Origin of the sequence: Nitrosospira multiformis (assembly GCF_900103165.1) — a bacterium.
Lineage (GTDB): Bacteria > Pseudomonadota > Gammaproteobacteria > Burkholderiales > Nitrosomonadaceae > Nitrosospira > Nitrosospira multiformis_D.
The window spans coordinates 2933086-2954115 of sequence record NZ_FNKY01000001.1 but is presented as its reverse complement, the minus strand read 5'-3'; the positions used below and the strand labels follow the sequence as shown (position 1 = coordinate 2954115).

The 21030-nt window shown below is 51.2% G+C and carries 18 protein-coding genes; 7 read left to right on the top strand and 11 right to left on the bottom strand.

The window, feature by feature from the left end:
• Positions 1-750: 750 nt before the first annotated feature.
• Entirely contained in the window at positions 751-1137 is a 387-nt protein-coding gene (locus BLR00_RS13305) for a hypothetical protein (protein ID WP_074633473.1), read from the top strand.
• A gap of 606 nt (positions 1138-1743) precedes the next feature.
• Here BLR00_RS13305 and BLR00_RS13300 read toward each other — a convergent pair.
• The 5 genes from BLR00_RS13300 to gshA form a co-directional block, all read right to left on the bottom strand.
• Entirely contained in the window at positions 1744-2169 is a 426-nt protein-coding gene (locus BLR00_RS13300) for a hypothetical protein (RefSeq protein WP_074633471.1), read from the bottom strand.
• Between the two features lie 229 nt (positions 2170-2398).
• The gene (locus BLR00_RS13295) at positions 2399-3115 is read right to left on the bottom strand and encodes a glutathione S-transferase family protein (RefSeq protein WP_074633469.1); all 717 of its coding nucleotides are present in this window, start codon (positions 3113-3115) and stop codon (positions 2399-2401) included.
• Positions 3116-3300: 185 nt separating this feature from the next.
• The gene (locus tag BLR00_RS13290; protein ID WP_074633466.1) at positions 3301-4056 is read right to left on the bottom strand and encodes an ABC transporter permease; all 756 of its coding nucleotides are present in this window, start codon (positions 4054-4056) and stop codon (positions 3301-3303) included.
• A 163-nt stretch (positions 4057-4219) separates the two neighbouring features.
• Positions 4220-5221, bottom strand: a complete 1002-nt coding sequence (gene gshB / locus BLR00_RS13285) for a glutathione synthase (protein ID WP_074633464.1) — start codon at positions 5219-5221, stop codon at positions 4220-4222.
• Between the two features lie 91 nt (positions 5222-5312).
• Positions 5313-6968: a glutamate--cysteine ligase gene (gshA, locus tag BLR00_RS13280; protein WP_074633461.1), complete on the bottom strand. Its 1656-nt coding sequence runs from the start codon at positions 6966-6968 to the stop codon at positions 5313-5315.
• A 492-nt stretch (positions 6969-7460) separates the two neighbouring features.
• On the opposite strand from gshA, the gene BLR00_RS13275 reads away from it, so the two are divergent.
• Positions 7461-7829: a winged helix-turn-helix transcriptional regulator gene (locus tag BLR00_RS13275; protein WP_074633458.1), complete on the top strand. Its 369-nt coding sequence runs from the start codon at positions 7461-7463 to the stop codon at positions 7827-7829.
• 172 nt (positions 7830-8001) lie between these two features.
• Here BLR00_RS13275 and BLR00_RS13270 read toward each other — a convergent pair whose 3' ends face one another.
• Positions 8002-8865: a PA4780 family RIO1-like protein kinase gene (locus BLR00_RS13270; RefSeq protein ID WP_074633455.1), complete on the bottom strand. Its 864-nt coding sequence runs from the start codon at positions 8863-8865 to the stop codon at positions 8002-8004.
• Between the two features lie 162 nt (positions 8866-9027).
• Positions 9028-11223: a methionine--tRNA ligase gene (gene metG / locus BLR00_RS13265; protein ID WP_074634319.1), complete on the bottom strand. Its 2196-nt coding sequence runs from the start codon at positions 11221-11223 to the stop codon at positions 9028-9030.
• A 348-nt stretch (positions 11224-11571) separates the two neighbouring features.
• On the opposite strand from metG, the gene apbC reads away from it, so the two are divergent.
• The 3 genes from apbC (at position 11572) to BLR00_RS13250 (ending at position 14901) form a co-directional block, all read left to right on the top strand.
• A complete protein-coding gene (gene apbC, locus BLR00_RS13260) occupies positions 11572-12660 on the top strand; it encodes an iron-sulfur cluster carrier protein ApbC (protein WP_074633452.1) in 1089 nt (362 codons plus the stop codon).
• A gap of 116 nt (positions 12661-12776) precedes the next feature.
• On the top strand, positions 12777-13343 hold the full coding sequence (gene dcd / locus BLR00_RS13255) for a dCTP deaminase (protein WP_074633449.1): 567 nt from the start codon (positions 12777-12779) through the stop codon (positions 13341-13343).
• A 382-nt stretch (positions 13344-13725) separates the two neighbouring features.
• The gene (locus tag BLR00_RS13250; RefSeq protein ID WP_074633446.1) at positions 13726-14901 is read left to right on the top strand and encodes a type III PLP-dependent enzyme; all 1176 of its coding nucleotides are present in this window, start codon (positions 13726-13728) and stop codon (positions 14899-14901) included.
• A 163-nt stretch (positions 14902-15064) separates the two neighbouring features.
• Here BLR00_RS13250 and BLR00_RS13245 read toward each other — a convergent pair whose 3' ends face one another.
• Together BLR00_RS13245 and BLR00_RS13240 are read right to left on the bottom strand one after the other, a co-directional pair.
• Positions 15065-15571, bottom strand: coding sequence for a dihydrofolate reductase (locus BLR00_RS13245; protein WP_074633443.1), 507 nt, complete (start codon positions 15569-15571; stop codon positions 15065-15067).
• The gene (locus tag BLR00_RS13240; protein WP_074633441.1) at positions 15568-16362 is read right to left on the bottom strand and encodes a thymidylate synthase; all 795 of its coding nucleotides are present in this window, start codon (positions 16360-16362) and stop codon (positions 15568-15570) included. The genes BLR00_RS13245 and BLR00_RS13240 overlap by 4 nt, the downstream gene beginning before the upstream one ends.
• A 108-nt stretch (positions 16363-16470) precedes the next feature.
• On the opposite strand from BLR00_RS13240, the gene BLR00_RS13235 reads away from it, so the two are divergent.
• Complete coding sequence (locus tag BLR00_RS13235) at positions 16471-17955, top strand: M17 family metallopeptidase (RefSeq protein WP_074633438.1); 1485 nt, start codon at positions 16471-16473, stop codon at positions 17953-17955.
• 30 nt (positions 17956-17985) lie between these two features.
• On the opposite strand, the gene BLR00_RS13230 is transcribed toward BLR00_RS13235, so the two are convergent.
• Positions 17986-18987: a zinc-dependent alcohol dehydrogenase family protein gene (locus BLR00_RS13230; RefSeq protein WP_074633435.1), complete on the bottom strand. Its 1002-nt coding sequence runs from the start codon at positions 18985-18987 to the stop codon at positions 17986-17988.
• Between the two features lie 237 nt (positions 18988-19224).
• A complete protein-coding gene (locus tag BLR00_RS13225; protein ID WP_074633432.1) occupies positions 19225-19419 on the bottom strand; it encodes a hypothetical protein in 195 nt (64 codons plus the stop codon).
• Positions 19420-19510: 91 nt separating this feature from the next.
• On the opposite strand from BLR00_RS13225, the gene aroC reads away from it, so the two are divergent.
• Positions 19511-20692 (top strand): chorismate synthase, encoded by a 1182-nt coding sequence (gene aroC, locus BLR00_RS13220; protein WP_074633429.1) that lies wholly within the window; start codon positions 19511-19513, stop codon positions 20690-20692.
• The last annotated feature ends 338 nt before the right edge of the window (positions 20693-21030 follow it).

Here is a 21030-nt window from a genome sequence, read left to right as displayed (position 1 = left end):
TGGACGGATGGTCAGAGTCCTTGTTGCCTTGCTGCGGACGGATGGTCAGAGTCCTTGTTGCCCTGCTGCGGACGGATGTTCAGAGTCCTTGTTGCCTTGCTGCGGACGGATGGTCAGAGTCCTTGTTGCCTTGCTGCGGACGGATGGTCAGAGTCCTTGTTATCTTACTACGGACGGATATTCAGAGTCCTTGTTAACCTGCTACGGACGGATGATCAGAGTCCCTTTTACTACTGGGGGGCGAATGTTCAGAGCCCCAGATATTAGAAAAGATCTGTTTGAGAAAAGTTCCACAATCTTAATTCACGTTCTAAAACGAAGTCTCCCGCTTTCAAGTACGCCAAACTGTAGACTTGCCGGGAATTCTTATCTAACTTGATTAATGCTACCGCTTAATACTACCTTCACCCGGAAAGACACTACCCATAATGTGGTATTACAAATGTAACATAGCATATGTATAAAAAATGTCAAACCTTTTTAGATAAAATTTAGCACTCAAGTTACAATTATTTTGATACGGAGTAATAACTACTAGCGCATGAATTAAGGTTAATAGTTATTGTTATATGGATATAGGAACAAACATTCGGGCCATTAACAGTGTAATTAGAATGCGCGGAGATTCCTCCATGCGAAGAATTGACGACGAATAAGAACTTGACACATATTGTTATTCCGTTATATTTTTCCCTCCTCGTTTAATTGTATTCCCGAATCGTATCGAAAATTTATAAGGTAAGAGAGGAAATGCCATTAATAAGAATAAAAACGTTTTCCGCAGCTTTATTTGCCGCAGGCTGCTTATTGACTGGTTGTGCTCAGATAAGTGCTCCTGAAGCTCGGGGGAATACAAGTATCCCTAAAGCTGAACAAGATACAAGAACACCCAGCGAACATGCCGTATTGGCAAAGCATTTTGAAGAGGCGGCTAAAGAAATGCAGGCAAAAGCGGATATACAGAAAAGCTTGTTAAAGCGTTATGAGGAAAAACATTATCTATATGATAGAGTGCCGCATGATCTCGAGGCGCATACTAGCGCTTTGATCAGAAAATATGAGCAAGCCGCAAAAACATGCGCGGAAGAAGCCATCTATCATAGAAAAAAGGCGTCAGAATCGGCGGAACTGAAATAGTAATATCAAGGGGAAGAGCATAAATCAATCCAGGCGGCCTCCCCACCAGGAGGGGTCCCTTCCGCATCTTGTGGCGCGCATGCAACGCGCTTACGTGCTACCGAAACTTGCCTGCCTGGCAGCGTTTCCTTTCAAGGTAATCGGCATCTGATCAACAGTTTGACCCAATATGTGGGTGGCGGTCTGCAGGGCACACTTAACCGGATCGCTGAATAGCCAATTACTCACCGTAAGCGCGACTCATTACAAGCAAGCACTTCAGCTTCCTCGGAATATAAACTCTACGCCCTTTCAGGTGGGCGATATCAGCCGGCTTGGGGGCTCTATCCGCAACGGTTGGGCAAGTCGTAATCGCACGATTTGCAACTTTCGCGGATTTACATGACGTGGCCCTGCCTGTTTCCGCAACAGGGGGCAATTGGATATTTTCTTCCTGCTGTAAGGAATAAAAGAGGCTATCGTGTTCGATAGCAAAGATCTGATCTGTACGACACGTTCTTCCAACAGGACGCCATGATCAGTAAACAAAATGCGGGTATCGGTACATTATCCCGACACCCGCATTTTTCGATTGAGTACTAAGACCCGAGAGATTCCCGAGAGATACTATAGACCATTCGCAGCGCTAAGTGTTTGGGGAGCGGACGCCGCACGATTTTCGTCGAGTTTCGAGGCTATTTGACGATGTAGGCTGGCTTCTTTAACGTTGGCTTCGATAGCCTGTTCGTAATCGCGCACTTGCGCGTAGGCATGCGATTGAAGATCTTGCGCTCGCCTACCGTAGAGATAACTTTTATTCTCATAATGCTCAAGCAGTTCCTTTTGTTCCTCTGCCTTTACCTGCATCTGCTTGGCGACATCTTCATAATATTTCGCCACGGCCTCATGGTCGCTCCGGGTTGTGGCATTCTGAGCGGCTGCGCGAATCTCAGGGGTGTCAACAGGCTGAGTCGCAGCAGCGGAAGGGCTCAGCGAAATCAAGAGGCCTGCCATCGATAGTGCCGTAAAAATATGTCCTAACTTTGTTTTCATGATAGCAATGAACCCAAATAGAATGAAAGTGGCTGCATCCTAACTTAGTCAACACCAGGAGTATATTGGGGAAACCCTGGTTTTATGCTAAGGGAAACCCTTAGAAAAAGCAGCGCCCCCATTACTTGAAAGCAATGGGGGCGCTGCTGAAATGTGAATCTACGCTCTGCGTTGGAAGATATTTTGATGCCGGACGCAAGTTATGACGCGAATCCCTGCGGGCGGCGTGTCAACTCTGCTGTTGACGCAATTCCGGATAATATTCCGCCTTGATCCGATCAACATAATTTCTCAGATTGTCTTTTGACAAACTGTGTTCCTTGAGTGGAGATTCAATCGGACAGCCGAGGGTGTTGATCAAAAATCCGAAGGCACTGGCATCCAGACTGGTCGGTTGATCGCCCAGGAAATACTTCTTATTCCCAAGGCATGCTGATAACGCATCAATATCCTGCATACCGAGCTCAAAGATCTCTTCGGCCTTATGCCGTCCTGTACCATGTCCCAGAATCTGCCGCTGGATCCTTTGGCGATAATAGGCTGCTGCCAAATCGCGAATGACAGGAGGCATTACACCAAAAATCGCTTTTTTATTCACTTGCCAATTTGCGTCTGTATACTGCCACCTCGAATACATTGTCGCCCAAAACAGATGCTCTTCGAGCAAGCGCTGCATCGCGAGCGACAGTGCCGACTCTGACGGGGTTAACCCTGCGTCCAGATCCTTATATTTGGTTTTGAGGTGTCGTATGATGAAACGTGAGTCCGCTAATTTGAGATCGCCGTCTTCGATATATGGCAGCTTGCGCTTCGGCGCAAACAACGGAAGGGTTGCTTTAATAGCATATTTAATATCTGCCATTCTCAGATAGGTTTCGGTCTTGCAGCAGAAATGGCTGAGATTCGGAATGCCCCATGTGCGTTCCAGCTGATAAAGTATCACCATCAAAAACTCCCTGACTATTTATGCCCGCGTTAACTTGCAATTAACCAGTGATAAAGCTTATCCTAATGCATTGCAAAATGCAAGTAACTCGTGTGATCGCCATGGAATCAAGTGCTGCTCCGGTAGCAGGATATTTTACTTGGTTGACATAGGCGGATAACCCGGCCTGAATCAGACAAGCAAAGTTATTGGCGGATTTGGTAACCGCTCTTCAGCATATGCAGTGTTCCCCACGATATTCCCAGGAAACACGCCGCCAGAATCCCGAGGCTTAGATAGGGGGATACGTCGGAGGTGCGGAAAAAGCCATAACGAAATCCGTCAATCACGTAAAAGAACGGATTCAGGTGCGACAATTCCTGCCAGAATGGAGGCAATGAGCGAGTCGTATAGAATACGCCCGATAAAAACGTAAGTGGCAGGATAATGAAGTTTTGCAACGCGGCAAGCTGCTCAAATTTTTCCGCCCAGATCCCCGCAATAATGCCTAAGGCACCCAGCAACGCGGTGCCCATCACGGCAAATACGAATACCCATGGAAACGAGTATAGGGGAACCTCAAAAACTCCCAGTGTCACCACGTAGATACCTAGTCCGACCAGCAGACCCCGAACCACCGACGCCAGCACATAGGCCGTGAATATTTCCTGATAAGAAAGCGGCGATAACAGCATGAAGACGTGATTGCCTGAGACCTTCGACTGAGTCAGGCTCGATGAGGAGTTAGCAAAAGCGTTTTGCAGCATGGCCATTATCACCAGGCCGGGAATCAGGAAAACCGTATAGGTTACGCCGGCATAGGCGTGTGCATGTTCTGACAGTGCATGGGAGAAAATCAGCAGATAAAGCAATGAGGATAATATGGGCGCAAATACGGTCTGGAACCCCACCTTCCAGAATCGCAGCAGTTCCTTATGAAGCAGGGTAACAAATCCGGTCATGCGGATGCCGCTATGAATCCCAGATTTTCGGTGCTGCCCATGATCTTCACGAACGCTTCTTCCAGGCCTTGCTGCAATGCCATCATTACCATTTAAGCTGGGAGTATTCGCTGATCGCCAGGATGTAACATCTTTCCTCGCGGCTTGATTTCGATTGCTGGAGTCATGGGAGAGGCTCTGTTTCAGGGGAAGGAGCGACAACCGTGCGCCGCTCCGCTACACAATTTTCGAGCGCATCCACCATCATTTTCGCGGAGTTGAAGTCAGTCTGATTGGCGATCTCCTGCATGCCGGTTGGACTGGTCACATTTATTTCGGTGAGATAATCACCAATCACGTCCAGCCCTACCAGCATCAAGCCTTCATCATATAGTACGGGACCCAGCGCTTCAGCGATGTCACGATCACGCCGGGTGAGCGGCTGTGCAATACCGGTCCCGCCTGCATTAAGATTGCCGCGTGTTTCGCCCGGCTTGGGAATGCGGGCGAGCGAATAAGGCACCGGTTTCCCGGCGATCAGCAGAATGCGTTTGTCACCTTGAGCAATATCGGGAATATACCGCTGAACCATAATTGTGCGCGTGCCATAGTGCGTAAGGGTTTCCAGGATCACACCGATGTTGTGATCGGCACTGTGAATGCGAAACACGCTGGCTCCTCCCATGCCGTCGAGTGGCTTGAGCACAATGTCGCGGTGTTCGGCCAGAAAATTGCGAATCAGAGATTCCTGCCGGGTCACCAGGGTAGGCGGGATAAATTGCGGAAACTTGGCTATAGCAAGTTTTTCGTTATGATCGCGTATCGCCCGCGGACTATTGAAGATACGTGCCCCCTGACTTTCCGCCAATTCCAGCAGGTAAGTGGTGTAGACATATTCCATGTTGAACGGCGGGTCCTTGCGCATCAGAATGGCATCGAATTCCTGCAGCGGGATTTCCTCCGGCTCCTTTGCCTGATACCAGCGGTGCCCATCGTCATCCGCTTTGCCGGTTAATTCCAGCGCACGCGCAAACCCCACGGTCCGCGCGCCCCTCCATGCCAGGTCGCCTTGCTGCAAGGTAAACAACTGATAATCACGGGCTGCCGCTTCACGCATCATGGCGAAGCTCGAGTCCTTGTAAGTCTTGATGGAATCCAGTTGGTCGAGAATGAAGGCAAGTTTCATTGAGTATAAGTAATCATCAGGTTACCGGGAACGGATTGCAGCGTGTCTGTTCCTTCCCGGTTCTTGCGTTGTTTGCATGAGTGCACGCAACTCATCGAGCAGCAGTTTCGATCATGGGATCCGGTATATTTTGAGGTAGATTCTGCGAAAGCATGCTGCTGGCGGCGGCATCCTGGAAATAGTTGCTCAGGTAGTGATCGAAAGGAATCTCATGCGTGGCATCCAGCTGTTGCTGCTGCGCCAGCGATGTTTCGACCTCGAGATCAAAGCGCCTCTTCACCGAAGCATCCAATGTACACTGCCTGAAGTCGCGGGTGTATTCATGGGATTTCTGCAACACCAGCTCGGTAATCGACATCTTTTGCGTCCGCATGGCCGACAGCATCCTGGCCGAAGCGGTCAACTCGGGGTGATGGATCACTTCGACCTGTTTGCTCAACGCCTGGGTGTAGGGTTTATCGCGATCGCCATAATCCAGGATCTCACAGATCTCCTGCATTTGCCCGCACAGCCTCAGCGCCCATTGCCGCAGCGGAATCTCCCGCCCATGGTCCAACAGCTTCAGCTCCGGATCCCTGCCCCGGTTGGCCACCGCCAACGCATTCCCGCTAATCTCCTCATGCTGCCTCAAGTCATGCCCCGCATTGGACTGGAATAAACAGAAAAGACTCAATGCCTCGAGAAAGCGCATGGTCTCGATCGAAATACCCGCAGGCTCAAACAGATCGACATCCACCGCGCGTATCTCAATATACTGAATCCCCCGGCTTCCCAGCGCCTGCAGCGGCCGCTCATTGGGTCGCGTCGGCTGCTTCGGCCGCACCGAAGTGTAATACTCGTTCTCGATTTGCAGGAAATGGGTATTCAACTGCCGGTACTGGCCGCCCACCTTTGCCCCGATCCGCTCGTAGCCGAGATAAGGGATCGTAGTCGCCCGGCGCAAGTCACGGATGTACTCCTCCATACTGTTAAAGGAAATATGAAACATCGATTGAACCGGATTCAAATAGCCGATCTCGCTCATCCTCAAAGAAGTCGCGTAAGGCTTGTAATAAGAAGTCTCATCGAACTTCTCCAAAGTGCGGGCATGCGCAGACTGACGGCTATCGATGAAGCTCTTGCCGACCGCCGGGGACGAACCGAACAAATACAGGATCAGCCAGCCATAACGCTGCAAGTTCCTGATCATTCCCATATACGCCTGCGTCGTGAACGATTGCAGATCGCCGGAATGCTTCATGAAATGCTGATATTGCGGCCAGAATGGCTCGGGCAGCGAATAGTTGAAATGGATACCGGCGATGACCTGCATGCAACGGCCGTAGCGGTAGCTCAACCCCCGCCGGTAGATATGCTTCATCCTCCCCACATTGGAGGTACCATACTCGGCAATGGGAATGACCGGGTCCCGCAAATCGCCGATCGGCATGCTGGCTGCCAGCAACAATTCATCACCGATGTGCGCGCAGACGTATTGATGCAAATCCGTCAGAAACCCCAGCATCTGGCTTGCATCCGCCAATGCCGGCGTGATCAATTCCAATAGCGCCTCGGAATAATCCGTGGTGATATGCGGATGCGTCAATGCAGCCCCGAGCTGACGCGGATGAGGCAGCTGCGAGAGGGATCCGGCGCGGGTGATGCGCAGGCTTTCCTTCTCGATCCCTTTCAGACCACCCACTAATACCGACCGGAGGGATGCGTCGATGGATGCTTTACGCCACTTATAAGCTAATTTGTTTGACATTTCTTTACTCCGATATCCGCTGATAATTGGGAATACTCCCTGTACGCTCGAACCGGCTGAGCTGATGGAGTTTCAACATAATAAAAATCTTCATGGCTAGGGCCTGTTAACACTTATTTTGCACCCGCGACAGCGACGGATTTCATCCAGCACGAGGCATGAGCCGCGCGGCGGAGCAGGCCTCCGTAAGCGGCGAGTAACGAAGGGCTGGATGAAATCCGTCCCGTCCCTTCGGGTTGCTACACAAAAAACGCGGATGCCGCGTTACGAAGCTTGGCCATAGGCCTACTATGGCCAAGCTTCGCGCCTTGCCTCCGCGTTTTTTGTGTAGCAACGCGGGTGCGAAATAAGTGTTAACAGGCCCTAGTTTGCCAGTCATATCTGACTTTATAGCTTTCAATAAGCAAGTGAGTGAAGCTTAGCTTAATATATTGCAAAATGCAAGTAACCATACTATATTATCAACTCGGTAATTTTTAGTGCAGGCAAGTTATGAATGACGATAAGACGATGGAAGGAGAATTTGCTTTCGAGAGGTCGTGCTGTCCGCTCACGAATGCATTGGATATTTTTGGCGATAAATGGACGTTGCTGATTATTCGGGATCTGGTTCTGGGCAAACGCCGCTACTTGGAATTGATATCCTCACCGGAGAAAATCGCTTCAAATATCCTTGCAGATCGCTTGAAGAAATTGGAAGCCGCGGGTGTCATTAGCCGACAGGCCTATCAGCAGAAGCCTGCACGCTATGAGTACTTTCTTACACAGAAAGGTGAAAGTTTGGCGCCGGTGCTGGCGGCCATGATTTCCTGGAGTCAGGAGTATTACCCCGGTACTCAGCTATTCCCCGCGGTCAGGTAACGTCAGGCAACCTGACACGTATCAGACGCGTGGAGCCGATCGGCGATTATCAGAGACAGATCGCTTCAATGGCGGTTTGTAGTATGGGCGGCCTCGTTACCCATATACTGATACCCTTTGGTGACAAATGAATCGCTGATTCTTCACGATTTGCTATTTGGGTGAGCTCAAATCAGGAGGGTATCCTGCTTGCCATTTCCTGCTTGTATCGTTGCCGTTCCGCTTCTTCTTTGAGTGCGGCGTCCACTTCCCGCATGACGCTGCTTACATCAGCCGGTCTCTCGTCACGCTCAAAATAGCCGGTCAGCTTCGTCTCCGGAAGCAATCTCCCGCTCTGGTAGAACGACCATATTTCCCTGCCATAGTCAGTCGTGAGCAATTCGGGAGCAAAGCGGCCAAAGTAGGCGGCGAGGTTATCCATGTCGCGTACCAGCATACCGCGGGCGTTGTTGTTGGCCGCCGCGTCAATGGCCTGAGGCAGGTCGATAATGACAAGTCCGTCGCTGCCGGCAAGCACATTGTATTCAGACAAATCGCCGTGAACGATACCGGCGCAAAGCATGCGCACCACCTGCCTGATAAGGGTGAGGTGGTGCGTGCGCGCCTGTTCCGCCGTGAGCGCCAGATCATTGAGCCGGGGGGCGGCCTCGCCATTGGCGCCGGTCACCAGTTCCATCAGCAGCACGCCTTCGAAGAAATTATAGGGCCGCGGCACACATACGCCAGCGGCGGCAAGACGGCACAAGGAATCCACTTCCACGCTTCGCCAGGCATCTTCCTGCGCCTTGCGCCCATAACGGGTGCCCTTCTCCATAGCGCGGGCGCGGCGGCTGTTCTTCACTCTGCGGCCTTCGGTGTAATCGACACTCTGGCGGAAGCTGCGCGCGTTAGCTTCTTTGTATACCTTGGCGCAACAAATTGCTTCTCCGCAGCGAACCACGTAGACCATGGCTTCCTTGCCGCTCATGAGCTGGCAGATGACTTCATCGACCAGGCCCTCCTCGACGAGCGGTTCAATTCTTTTCGGAATTTTCATGGATGTCCTTGCGAGCGCACAAAATCTGGCGCCAATCGTTCATTTATCCTCGTCAAACGGGGATGATGCAACAGTAGCGGTTCCGTATTCTGTGGACATTCTTGTGGACATTCTTGTGGACATTGAGCGCGCTCTATATGAGTGTGGCTGCGCGAAGATCGTCTATTTAACCTTCATTCCCGGTTGCGCTCCCTCATCCGGGGCGAGCAGGTAAGGTCCGCCGTCCTCACCCCCGGCAGCCAGCACCATTCCCTCCGAGAGGCCGAATTTCATTTTGCGTGGCGTAAGATTGGCTACCATAATGGTCAGGCGGCCTTTGAGCTGCGCCGGATCGTAGGCCGATTTTATACCGGCGAAAACCGTGCGTTGCCCTATCCCTACATCCAGGGTGAGCTTCAGCAATTTATCTGCGCCTTCAATATGCTCGGCATCAATGATTTTTGCCACTCTGAGATCAATCCTGGTGAAATCGTCAATCGTGATAGTTGCCGGCACGGCATCTTTTACGTTCTCCCTGCCCGAGGATGGCGAGGATGGCGAGGAGGAAGAGTTCGAGGAATTTTTATCCATGGTTTGCACTTGTTGTTTGGTTTTTGACGGTTGCAGGCTTTCTTGATTGACTTTGATCAACGCCTCGATCTGTTTGGGATCGATGCGGCTCATAAGATGCTTATACTCGTTAATCTGATGACCGTCAGGTAATAATCTATTTTGTGAGTTGGCATCGTTCCAGATAAAGGGGCTTACCCCAAGAAATCGTTCGGCTTCCATGGCAAGTTCTGGCAGTACCGGTTTTAGATAAATAGTCAAAATTCGGAACATATTCAACGCCACACTGCACACCTCCCGCAATTCGAGGTCATGTTCGCTGCTTTTTGCCAATTCCCATGGCTTCATCCGGTCTACGTATTGGTTGGCGACGTCCGCCGCAAGCATCATTTCCCTTATCGCCTTGCCGTATTCCCTGCGATCATAAAAGTATGCGATTGAGACGTGGCGACTGAGAAAGGTATCCCCTTCACCCAATTCGCAGAAAAGAAACTGATTGAACCATTTTCTGTTGGCCTCTGACATAGTGTCGGTAAGCTTGCCGGCAAATTTCTTGGTAATAAAACCTGAGCACCTGCTGGCTATATTGATGTATTTTCCTACCAGATCGCTGTTAACTCGCGCAATGAAATCATCGAAATTGAGGTCAATATCTTCCATGCTGTCATTGAGTTTTGCAGCATAGTAGTAGCGCAGCCATTCCGGTTTCAAACCCTGGGCTAAATAGCTTTCTGCGGTAATGAACGTCCCGCGGGATTTGGACATCTTCTGTCCATTGATGGTAAGGAATCCGTGGGCGTAAATTTGGGTTGGGGTGCGGTAGCCGGAGAATTCCAGCATCGCTGGCCAAAACAGGGCGTGAAAATAGAGAATGTCTTTCCCGATGAAGTGCATCATTTCGGTATTGCCGCCGGGTCTCAGAAACTCGTCAATTTCTGCCTGAGATCGCTGCTTCTGTTTGAAGTAATTCCTGAAACTGCCAAAATAGCCCACGGGAGCGTCCAGCCAGACATAGAAGAATTTCTTGCCATTTGTGCCGGGAATCGGAAAGCCAAAATAGGGGGCATCGCGGGAAATGTCCCAATCAACCAGTCCGCCCGAAAGCCACTCATTCATTTTATTGGCAGCCTCCGGTTGAAGCCGTCGTTTTACTTCTGGCGTGATGCCAGATTGGCCTTCAAATGATTCAAAAACCCATTTCTCAAGGAAAGCCTTGCAGCGCGGATCGGAAAGCTTGAAGAAATAATGTTTTGAGGATTTGCGTTCCGGGATTGCGCCGGAAACAGCGGAGTACGGGTCGATCAGATTGGTTGGTGAATACGTCGCACCGCAAGCTTCGCAGGAGTCCCCATATTGGTCTTTGGCATGGCAATTCGGGCATTCGCCCTTGATATAGCGATCGGGCAAGAACATCTGCTTGACAGGATCATAAAACTGCTCGACCGAGCGTTGGGTGATCAAGCCCTTAACTTCGAGCTGACGGTAGATATCTTCGCAAAACTCCCGGTTCTCGGGCGAATCTGTAGTGTAGTAGTTGTCGAAACCGACATGGAAGTTATCGAAATCAGTTTTATGCTCGTGCCACACACGATCTATCAATTGTTTGGGCGTAATACCTTCCTGCTCGGCGCGAAGCATGATCGGTGTGCCGTGCGTATCATCGGCACACACATAATGCACCTCATGCCCTTGCATTTTCTGGAAACGCACCCAGATGTCGGTCTGAATGTATTCCACCAGATGGCCGAGATGGATGCTGCCGTTAGCGTAGGGCAGGGCGGAAGTAACGAGAATTTTTCGCTTGTTCATCAATTGTCTATAGAAATTGTCAAACACAATTGTAACAAACTGCGGGGTTAGCGGTCTGTAGAACTGAAGGAAACCAATTCCTGATCGCTCGAGCGGCGGGTTCCTTACGGCTTGTTGTCAGTCAATGAAGCCGCCATGTAACCTGAATCCGGTAGTTGGATGGGTGAAGGGCGAGCGATCAACTACGGGACTTAGGTTAAAGATGCAAGATGTATTCCGTATATTCATTCTTCATTGTGTCTGCTTTTTATTTTTTGGTCATCAGACCCTCAACCCCGATGTTTGTTAATATTTAAGGTTGGTCAGGGTTTATTTATTTCGCAGGCGCAGGGTAAAGGAGTAGTAAAAGTGGCTATCACCGAACAGCAAGTGCAATCCGCGCTCAAGGAAATTACCGATTTGAGCACGGGCAAGGATTATGTGGTCAGCAATGAGGCGCGCAACATCAAAATAGATGGCGATAATATTTCACTTGATATCGTGCTCGGTTATCCGGCAAAGAGTGTAATCGAAAGTATTCGCCAGCAGGTTGCCGGTAAACTCAAAACCATTGCAGGTGGCGGAGACGTAAGCGTCAATATCACGAGCAAGATTGTTTCTCACAGTGTACAACGCGGAGTGAAGCTCATTCCCGGCGTGAAGAATATCATTGCGGTGGCTTCCGGCAAGGGCGGGGTGGGCAAATCCGCCACGGCGGTAAATCTGGCATTGGCACTGGCTGCGGAAGGTGCTTCTGTTGGCATCCTGGATGCCGATATTTATGGCCCTTCACAGCCTCAGATGCTGGGGATTACCGGCCGCCCCGAATCACCTGATGGCAAAAGCATTGAATCGATGAAAGCGCACGGCATCCAGGCCATGTCCATTGGTTTCCTGATTGATGTGGAGACACCCATGGTGTGGCGCGGGCCGATGGTGACGCAGGCTTTGCAGCAGTTGGTCAATGATACACGCTGGAACGATGTGGATTATCTCATTGTGGATATGCCGCCCGGTACCGGTGATATCCAGTTGACGCTTGCGCAGAAGGTGCCGGTTACCGGTGCCGTTATTGTCACCACCCCGCAGGATATCGCGCTGCTGGATGCTCGCAAGGGGCTCAAAATGTTCCAGAAAGTGGGTATTCCCATCCTTGGCATCGTCGAAAACATGAGTACGCATATTTGTTCTCAATGTGGTCACGAAGAGCATATTTTCGGCCAGGGCGGCGGGGAAAAGATGTGCAAGGATTATGAGGTGGAGTTTCTGGGTGCACTGCCGCTCGATATCAGAATCCGCGAACATACTGACGCGGGCGCACCCACGGTGGTTGCGGATCCCGACGGACGGATAGCGGAGATCTATCGTGGCATTGCCCGCCGCCTTGCGGTCAAGATCGACGAATTGTCACTCGATCACTCGGCATTATTTGCAAACATAGTGATCCAGGATACCTGATAATCCCGTGGCGGACCGGCGGGACAATGGCCGGCGGGGGGCTGGCAATAACGGTGCCGCCGCGGGGTTGACTATTTGTTCACGCTTAATATTACACTCACTTTCGTTTTTCAAAAATGACCATAAAGTCTGACAAGTGGATTCGCCGCATGGCGGCGGAGCATCGCATGATCGAGCCTTTCGAGCCCAATCAGGTCAAGCATGTGAATGGCCACAAGATCGTTTCCTACGGAACTTCGAGTTATGGCTATGATATTCGTTGCTCGGATGAATTCAAGCTGTTCACCAATATCAACTCGACCATTGTTGATCCCAAGAATTTTGATTCCAACTCCTTCGTCGATGTCAAGAACGAGGTTTGCATCATCCCGCCCAATTCCTTTGCACTGGCGCGCACCGTCGAATATTTTCGCATCCCACGCAATGTGCTGACCATTTGCCTGGGAAAATCCACCTATGCGCGTTGCGGCATTATTGTCAACGTCACGCCATTCGAGCCGGAGTGGGAAGGTTATGTCACACTGGAGTTTTCAAATACTACACCGCTGCCTGCCAAGATTTACGCGAACGAGGGAGTGGCCCAGGTGATTTTCTTTGAATCTGACGAAGTTTGCGAAATTTCCTATAAGGATCGCGGTGGAAAATATCAGGGACAGCAGGGTGTGACCCTGCCGAAAATTTGATTTCATTTATCGGATGAGACAGGCCCTTTGCTGATCACGAAAAGGGTTGGGAAATGGGGTCGTCTTCAGGTTTAAAATATGCTAAAAGAACTACAAGATTCAGTTGCTATAAAGCGTCTCGCCCCCCAATATCTTTGTCTAGAGCTGTCAACGGTAACATAATGCGGGATAGGTTTTTCCACAAAATTTCGAGCGTCCGCGATTATTTTTTTCAGATCCAAAAAAAACGCTTGATTCCGGCAAAATGCGGTCTATAATCCGCTTTTTTTTGATACATAAAAAACAGGAGGTCATCATGAAAAGCAAAGCAAACTATTTCGACACGGCTGATTTGGTAAACATCCATATTCCCGTAACGTAGCGCCTCCCTGAGGAGATTCTCATGCAAATGCAAAATGCCGCTCTACGGCAAAATGTAGAGTCCGAAGCAATATTCGATACCCATCCCGAAGTCAGCCTGGATTTTCAATATGTCCAGGAAGCCCTGAAAAAGGGCTACAGCAAGCCATTCCTGCTGGTTGATAGCAATATCGTCCGCAATAAAGCCCGCCGTTTCAAAGCTGCCATGCCACGCGTGCAGCCACACTATGCCGTTAAGGCCAATCCAGATCCGCGCGTGCTGAAAACCATGATCGAGGAGGGCGTAGGTTTTGAAATAGCCTCTATCTCCGAACTGGATCTGCTGCTCAGCCTGGGCGTGCCTGCTGTAGAGATATATTACAGTAACCCAATGAAATCAAGGACTTATCTGGAATATGCGGCGTCCAAAGGCGTTGAATGGTATGTGCTGGATAGTATCGAAGAGCTGCGTAAAATTGTGAGCGTCAAGCCGGATGCGCAAATGTATTTGCGCATCGACACACCCAACATTGGCAGCGATTGGCCGCTGGCCGGCAAATTTGGCACGCATGCCGCGGAGATCAAGGGCATCATTAACGAAGCGGCAAAACTTAAGGCCGATCTTGCCGGGGTAACTTTTCATGTGGGCTCCCAGTGCCGCAATCCGCAGAACTGGCGGGTCGGTATCGAGCGGGCTAAAAAAGTTTTTTCCGATATGCGCCGCGCTGGGTTGACCCCGCGCTTGCTCAATATCGGCGGCGGTTATCCCGTACGTCATATCAAGCCCATTCCTTCGATTGAAATAATAGCGGAAGTCGTAAATACGGCTATCGCGGACTTGCCGGAGAGTATTCGTGTCATGGCTGAGCCAGGGCGTTACCTCGTGTCCGATGCCGCGTATTTCGTCTGCCGCGTGGTGGGAACCGCTACCCGCAATGGCAAGCGCTGGATGTATTGGGACGCAGGCATGTTTGGCGGTGTGATCGAGGTTACCGAGGGTCTGCGCTATGAAATCCTTTCTGATCGCAAGGGGCGGGACATTCCCTGGTCCGTGGCCGGACCGACCTGCGATTCGGTGGACATTCTCATGCGTGACGAAATGTTGCCAGAGGATATTCAGGAAGGCGATTTCATCTATATTCCCAATGCGGGTGCCTACACCACCGCCTATGCCAGCAACTTCAACGGTTTTCCGTTGCCGGATGTAATGGTGTTGTAACCAGGGGATCAAAATAGAATTCTGAAAAGATAGACGGCGGGCACAATGAAGGCGTGCCTGCCGTTTTTTTCTCAAACGTTCATGCCTGGGCGGGAGTATATCCTTAACCCGGATACCTCACTCGATCACGGGACTGGTCTCATGTCCTAATGGATCATCCGGGTTAATTCCACTTGCGATCAAGCACGACAAAATGATATTCCAGTCCATCGTCATCCAGATGATGTTTCTCGCGTGATGTTTCGCGCCATTCCCCCTGGCTGAATTTGGGAAATAGTACGTCACCCTCAAAATCTTTCTGAATCTCGGTAATATACAATCGGTCGCAGACAGTCAACGCCTGCTGGAATATTTCAGCTCCGCCGATGATGAAGCTCTCCGCCGTATCGGCACACTCGTAGCAGGTTCTCAGCGCGGTCGCCAATGAACCCACCACGATAGCGCCCTCGGCTTTGTAATCGGGTTGCCGTGTCACAATAATGCTGGTGCGACCCGGTAACGGCCTGCCGATGGACTCGTAAGTTTTACGGCCCATGATAATAGGATGCCCCATGGTAAGTGCTTTGAAGCGCTTCAGATCGGGGGGCAGACGCCACGGCAATGCATTATCCTTGCCGATAACGCGATTTCGGGCCATAGCCACCAGAATGGAAAGACGGCGGGGAGTCATACCGCGACCGGCGCTTTGATTGCCGGATAAGGATCATAGCCTTCCAATATGAAATCCTCGTATCTGAATCCAAAAATACTATCGATTGCCGGATTCAAATTCATCACCGGCAGTTTTCTGGGTTCGCGGCTCAGTTGTTCCTGTGCCTGTGTCAGATGATTGAGATAGAGGTGGGCATCGCCCAGGGTGTGCACGAAATCTCCAGGTTTCAGATTGCATATCTGTGCCACCATCAGCGTGAGCAGTGCGTAGGAGGCGATATTGAACGGAACACCCAGAAAGATATCCGCACTGCGCTGATAGAGTTGGCATGAAAGCTTGCCTTCAGCAACGTAGAATTGAAATAAGGCGTGGCATGGTGACAATTTCATTTTATTCAGCTCGCTTACATTCCATGATGAGACGACCATGCGCCTTGAATCCGGGGTATTTCTGATCTGCTCGATTACCCCGTTTATTTGATCGATTTCCTGTTTCTCCATACCCGGCCAGGATCTCCACTGCCGGCCATATATGGGACCCAGGTCGCCGTTCTCGTCAGCCCATTCATCCCAGATGGACACACCATTATCCTTGAGGTACCTGATATTGGTATCGCCTTGCAAAAACCATAGCAATTCGTAAATGATGGATCTCAGATGGCATTTCTTGGTGGTCACGAGCGGAAACCCTTCCGATAAGTCGAAACGCATCTGGTGGCCGAATACTGAAAGCGTACCGGTACCTGTGCGGTCGGATTTCTTGTGCCCATGATTGAGCACATGCCGCATTAGATCAAGGTACTGGCGCATAGGAGTTCAGGTGGTGGGCAAAATTCTTGGACTTAAGAGTGCGGCGGGCGAAATAGATATAGGGTGTATATAATAACAAGCTTATATTTTACAGGATAAGGCACCAATATGCTCGCAACGCTGACACAGAATGCTTCGCCCATAAGTCAATCCACCAAGGCAACACATATCCTGGTGGTGCTGCCCAAACCGGGTAAGGTTTTGGATAAGCATCAAAACAAACTTGATTTCCTGGGTAAGGACATACTGGAAATTCTGTTATCCCGGCGCAGAATGCTGCTCGGGGAAATTGGCGATACACCGGTAGCAGCCAATCTTGGCAGCGGGGCTTTATGCGCATGGGTCATGGTGGATTCAGGAAAATCCCCATTCGAGCAACAAACCTCCGTTCGCAAGGCTATGCAACTGCTGTTGGAGGAGAATCCGGCGGAAATGCATATCGCGATTTACGGCAATATGGACGAAAAGCGCGCATTCGCGGAACTGGCGGTATATGCTGCCTGGATCAATGGTTCAGTGCTGCCATTGCGGAAAACCAGCGAGAAAAAATCGGGCAGGAAACCGCTGGCAAGAATCATGCTGCATGGATACAAAGACGCAGGCAACTTTGCCGTGCAGCAAGCCAAGGCGGAAGGTAATCTGCTCACGCGTGAACTCACGGTATTGCCGCCCAACGAATTGACGCCGGGGCTTTATCGAAAATATGTCAAGAAGCTTGCAGCCAGCGAAGGCTGGAAGTATCAGGAATTTGATATCAAGGCGCTACGCAAGATGGGCGCGGGTGCGTTTGTCGCCGTGGCCCAGGGGAGCGATCCAGAAGATGCCGCCATCGTGCATTTGCAACGGCGCATCAAGCATGCGCCTAAAACCGTCGCGTTGGTAGGCAAGGGTATCTGCTTTGATACCGGGGGTCACAATTTGAAGCCGGCTCGCTATATGCACGGCATGCACGAGGACATGAATGGTTCCGCCGTGGCCTTGGGAATTTTATTGGCCGCAACGCGTGCCAACCTGCCGGTGAACATCGATTGCTGGCTCGCCCTTGCCCAGAACCACATCAGCCCACGCGCCTACAAGCAGAACGATGTCATCACGGCATTGAACGGCACCACCATCGAGATTATCCATACCGATGCCGAAGGCCGGATGGTGCTGGCGGACACGCTGACGCTGGCGGCAAAACAGAAGCCTGATGTAATGATTGATTTCGCGACGTTGACCGGCAGCATGCACGTGGCGCTGGGATCGCGTTATAGCGGCATATTCAGCAACCGGGAAGCGTTGGCGCAGATGGCCCTTGCAGCGGGGAAGACAAGTGGCGAGCGGACCTGGGCATTTCCAATGGATGCAGATTACGATGCGGAGCTGGAAAGCAAGATAGCCGATGTCAAGCAGTGCACCTTGGAGGGGGAGATGGATCATATTATCGCCGCGCGTTTTCTCAGCCGGTTTGTGGGCGATATATCCTGGCTGCATATGGATCTTTCGGCAAGCAGTAACAAGGGCGGGTTGGGCGCGGTTGGCAGCGACGTGACCGGGTTTGGGGTGGCATGGGGAATCGAGATGCTATCGACAGGGCGGATCAACGAGTAAATCCCGGGTGTGGCTGAATTTACTTTCTATTCAGGCAATCTGTAATACTATCTTGCCGATGGTGTGTCCGGTTTCAACCAACCGGTGTGCCTCGGCGGCCTTCTCTAACGGTAGTACATGACTAATGTGAATTTTGAGTAAATTCCGTCCGAACAGCAGCGCGCCATGTTCGAGTATGCGGGTCTGGGCCACACGCGCACGGTGTATACCGAAATAGAGCGGGGCGGTCATTTGTACATAGCCGACAGTAAGGTTGCGCAGCCGGGCGGTATTGGTGTGCCTGATATCGCATGTAGTCGAAAGCAGAGTCACTACGCGGCCATATAGCCGGGTTGCGGCGAAAGATTTACAGAAAGTTTCTCCGCCCACTGTATCCATGACAAGTCTCACGCCCAGTCCATCCGTCCAGTTCAGTGCCATTTCCACAAAATCCTGCTCGGTATAATTGATTGCCAGTTCCGCTCCCAACGATTGCACAAACTCCGCCTTCCGGGCGGATGATATCGTCGTGGCGACCGGTGCATTCAAGTAGCGGGCGAGCTGAATCGCGACATGACCCACGCCGCCCGCGCCTGCGTGAATGAGCGCGGGCCGGCCTTTACTCATACCGCCGCGGTTTACCAGCGCTTCCCATGCCGTAATCATTGCGAGTGGCATAGCAGCCGCTTCCAGCATGGAGAGATTCTTTGGTTTCAATGCCAGATATTCCTGCCTTACCACCGTGTATTCAGCATATGTTCCAGGTGAGCCGCCCAGGCCATTGTTGAAAAAAAATACCTCATCGCCCGGGTGCACGCGCGTGACTGAATGCCCTACCGCTTCCACCACGCCCGCACCATCACAGCCCAGAATTGAAGGCAGCTTATCGGGATAATACATATTGAGCTTGCGCACTTTGGTATCTATCGGGTTCACACCCGCGGCATGCAGTTTCACCAGTACGCTGGATGGATCAGTGAGGGGCGGGATGGGCACATCGGCTGCTGCCAATACATCCGGTTCACCCGGGCTATTCATCAGTACGGCCTTCATGATTTTCCTCTACTTTTAGCCTAAATCCGGTAGTTGGACAGGGTGGAGTGTGTGGTTTTTGGGGTGCGTGGCAAGGCGCGCAACAACGCGAAATGGTTATTCCATTTCAAGGCGTTGCAACGCTGCCATGCGCCATAAAAACCGTGCAATTCGCCCTGTAGCGGCTCACCTCAAAGATGGTCTCAAATGAGACAGAAAATATTTATAAATCATATAATTAAACTTATAAATGAGCGGTCAACTACCGGATTTAGGTTTATCCCATACATAATGGATAAACCGCTGCCAGCGATTGAGGTTGATCGTCTGCGCGGACTTTTTCTGTAATCTTTCTGATCGGTCGCGGGCCGTGCTCAGTTTCACCTGCTCATGAATCTGGCGCAAGGTCAAGCCGCCGGGACCCTTGAGTTTGTCGGGATCGGGTTTTGTCATGATTTGTTCATTCCGTGTCTGGCTGGATGGTGGGGTGGAGGCGTGAAAAGGATATGTTAAACTTGAGGCATTGATTTGGCGAGAAAATAAAATGTCCGGTAATACCCTTGGTAAGCTTTTTTGCGTCACCTCTTTTGGTGAATCTCACGGTCCCGCCATTGGTTGTGTTGTCGATGGCTGTCCGCCAGGAATGGAATTATCCACCGAAGATATCCAGCGGGACCTGGACCGGCGCAAGCCCGGTACCTCGCGTCATGTAACGCAGCGTCGCGAATCCGACACCGTGGAAATCCTCTCCGGCGTATTCGAGGGCAAAACCACCGGCACGCCCATTGCGCTGCTGATCCGCAACGAGGATCAGCGTAGCAAGGATTACGGCAAGATCATGGATAGCTTTCGGCCAGGGCATGCGGACTATGTGTATTGGCAGAAATACGGCATACGCGATTACCGCGGCGGTGGACGTTCCTCCGCACGCGAAACCGCAGTGCGGGTTGCCGCAGCGGCTATCGCCAGAAAGTGGCTATTTGAAAAATACGGCGTGATAATACGCGGCTTTATGTCTCAGCTGGGGCCCGTGGATATCCCGTTTAAACAGTGGGGGATGGTTCATCAGAATCCGTTTTTTGCGGCTGACGCCAGCTTGGTACCCCATCTCGAAGAGTTCATGGATAAGCTGCGCAAATCCGGTGAGTCTGTCGGAGCAAAAATCAGCATCGTGGCGGAAGGCGTGCCGGTAGGCTGGGGTGAGCCGGTATATGATCGGCTGGATGCGGAAATCGCCTACGCCATGATGAGCATCAATGCGGTGAAAGGTGTGGAAATCGGGGCGGGATTCGCGTCCGTTGCGCAAAAAGGTACCGAGCACTCTGATGAGATCACTCCCGAAGGATTCTTGAGCAACAACGCGGGGGGCATATTGGGGGGAATTTCCACGGGCCAGGATATTATCGTTAATATTGCCGTCAAGCCCACTTCCAGCATCCGTCTGGGACGGCGCTCGGTTGATAAGTCCGGCAAGCCCGTCATAGTGGAAACACACGGCAGACATGATCCCTGTGTAGGGATTCGCGCCACGCCCATCGCCGAGGCAATGCTGGCATTGGTGCTCATGGATCATGCCTTGCGCCATCGCGCGCAAAATGCCGATGTCGTATGCGCCACACCCAAGATTCCGGGCAAGATTGGCAAGCAAGAGTCCATTTCATCCGGTATTCCCAACGTCAAGGTGGAGCCGGAATTTGCTGAAAACCCGGAACCTGACGAAGCTTGAATATCAGAAAAACTATTCCTCGCGAATGCGGCCAGAAAATGCTTTGAATCCTGGTGAGAATCAGGGCCCCGATGTCCAGTGATGCGGGTGTACCTAAGTCCAATTGTCCCTATCTTCAGAATCCGTAAGATACAAGATAATAATCTTCCCACCGTATTTAACTAAGGGGAGATCAAAAATCATTCGGAGAGCATGGGGAGATGGAATCGACAAGGGTTTTTGCGTTGTCTGTAATGATATTAATCGCTTCTTATGCAAACACCTACCTGGGAAAATCCACCGAGAAGGAACCCCCCTGTGAGGTTACGGAACAGGCACCGCAAGTGAGTCCTGATAAA

Excerpts from the sequence above, each read along its gene's own strand:
- BLR00_RS13305 (WP_074633473.1), top strand. The coding sequence starts at position 751 with ATGCCATTAATAAGAATAAAAACGTTTTCCGCAGCTTTATTTGCCGCA.
- BLR00_RS13230 (WP_074633435.1), bottom strand. The coding sequence starts at position 18,987 with ATGAAGGCCGTACTGATGAATAGCCCGGGTGAACCGGATGTATTGGCA.
- gshA (WP_074633461.1), bottom strand. The coding sequence starts at position 6,968 with ATGTCAAACAAATTAGCTTATAAGTGGCGTAAAGCATCCATCGACGCA.
- BLR00_RS13300 (WP_074633471.1), bottom strand. The coding sequence starts at position 2,169 with ATGAAAACAAAGTTAGGACATATTTTTACGGCACTATCGATGGCAGGC.
- BLR00_RS13275 (WP_074633458.1), top strand. The coding sequence starts at position 7,461 with ATGAATGACGATAAGACGATGGAAGGAGAATTTGCTTTCGAGAGGTCG.
- aroC (WP_074633429.1), top strand. The coding sequence starts at position 19,511 with ATGTCCGGTAATACCCTTGGTAAGCTTTTTTGCGTCACCTCTTTTGGT.
- BLR00_RS13270 (WP_074633455.1), bottom strand. The coding sequence starts at position 8,865 with ATGAAAATTCCGAAAAGAATTGAACCGCTCGTCGAGGAGGGCCTGGTC.
- metG (WP_074634319.1), bottom strand. The coding sequence starts at position 11,223 with ATGAACAAGCGAAAAATTCTCGTTACTTCCGCCCTGCCCTACGCTAAC.
- BLR00_RS13235 (WP_074633438.1), top strand. The coding sequence starts at position 16,471 with ATGCTCGCAACGCTGACACAGAATGCTTCGCCCATAAGTCAATCCACC.
- BLR00_RS13290 (WP_074633466.1), bottom strand. The coding sequence starts at position 4,056 with ATGACCGGATTTGTTACCCTGCTTCATAAGGAACTGCTGCGATTCTGG.
- BLR00_RS13240 (WP_074633441.1), bottom strand. The coding sequence starts at position 16,362 with ATGCGCCAGTACCTTGATCTAATGCGGCATGTGCTCAATCATGGGCAC.
- dcd (WP_074633449.1), top strand. The coding sequence starts at position 12,777 with ATGACCATAAAGTCTGACAAGTGGATTCGCCGCATGGCGGCGGAGCAT.
- BLR00_RS13225 (WP_074633432.1), bottom strand. The coding sequence starts at position 19,419 with ATGACAAAACCCGATCCCGACAAACTCAAGGGTCCCGGCGGCTTGACC.
- BLR00_RS13295 (WP_074633469.1), bottom strand. The coding sequence starts at position 3,115 with ATGGTGATACTTTATCAGCTGGAACGCACATGGGGCATTCCGAATCTC.
- BLR00_RS13250 (WP_074633446.1), top strand. The coding sequence starts at position 13,726 with ATGCAAATGCAAAATGCCGCTCTACGGCAAAATGTAGAGTCCGAAGCA.
- BLR00_RS13245 (WP_074633443.1), bottom strand. The coding sequence starts at position 15,571 with ATGACTCCCCGCCGTCTTTCCATTCTGGTGGCTATGGCCCGAAATCGC.
- gshB (WP_074633464.1), bottom strand. The coding sequence starts at position 5,221 with ATGAAACTTGCCTTCATTCTCGACCAACTGGATTCCATCAAGACTTAC.